At 39.2% G+C, this 785-nt stretch carries 1 protein-coding gene; it reads right to left on the reverse strand.

The features are described from left to right. A partial coding sequence (locus QM867_RS10715) for a transposase (RefSeq protein ID WP_414315755.1) occupies positions 1 to 785 on the reverse strand: 785 nt, incomplete at both ends.

Here is a 785-nt window from a genome sequence, read left to right on the forward strand (position 1 = left end):
TTTCCAGACATGTCTCGTTACTACTTTTTGAAAATTCTTGCTTTGGGTACAAACGGATAATAAAGGACAGGCAACACATACTTTGGGATTACTCTTATACTCACGGTAGCCTTCTCGAGTGGTAGTGCTATAGCTTAATACTTGATTCTCTGGACAGACATAACAATCATCACTTGCATTATAAACAAAATTACTAGGTCTTAAATTCCCCTTTACTCCCTTTGGTCGAGTATAAGGAAAGACAGGGATGATGTTACGTTCTAATAAATAATGGGCAATAGTTGGGGTCTTGTAGCCTGAATCCGCAATAATATAGTGTGGTGAGAAAGGCTCTAACTTTGAAAATAGGGCAGGGAAAGCCTGACTATCATGAACATTTCCTGCCTCAACCGTATAAGCCAAGGCCCAACCATGCTTATCACAAGCAACTTGAGCAGAATAGGCAAATACTTCCTTGTGTTCGCCCTTATGAAACCAACCACATTCGGGATCTGTCGTTGAGATTTTCTTTTCCTTAGCCTCACTTTCTTTTGCGGGCTTTAAGGACTTTTTTTCGTGTTTTTTCCGATCTAAATCAATCTCAATTTCCAATTGTTCACTCATAAATTTAGCTTGTTGGTCTACCATTTCCTTACGGTACTTGTGACTATTAGCTGCCGCTTTGATATGGGTACCATCCACAAATATTTCAGAAGGATCAATTAAGCCAGCGTACAAAGCTTGGTTGAGAACCTGTGAAAAAATTTCCGAAATGAGTTCTTTATCTTGAAAACGACGGCTGTAAT

Source organism: Streptococcus infantis, assembly GCF_047463635.1.
GTDB lineage: Bacteria > Bacillota > Bacilli > Lactobacillales > Streptococcaceae > Streptococcus > Streptococcus infantis_W.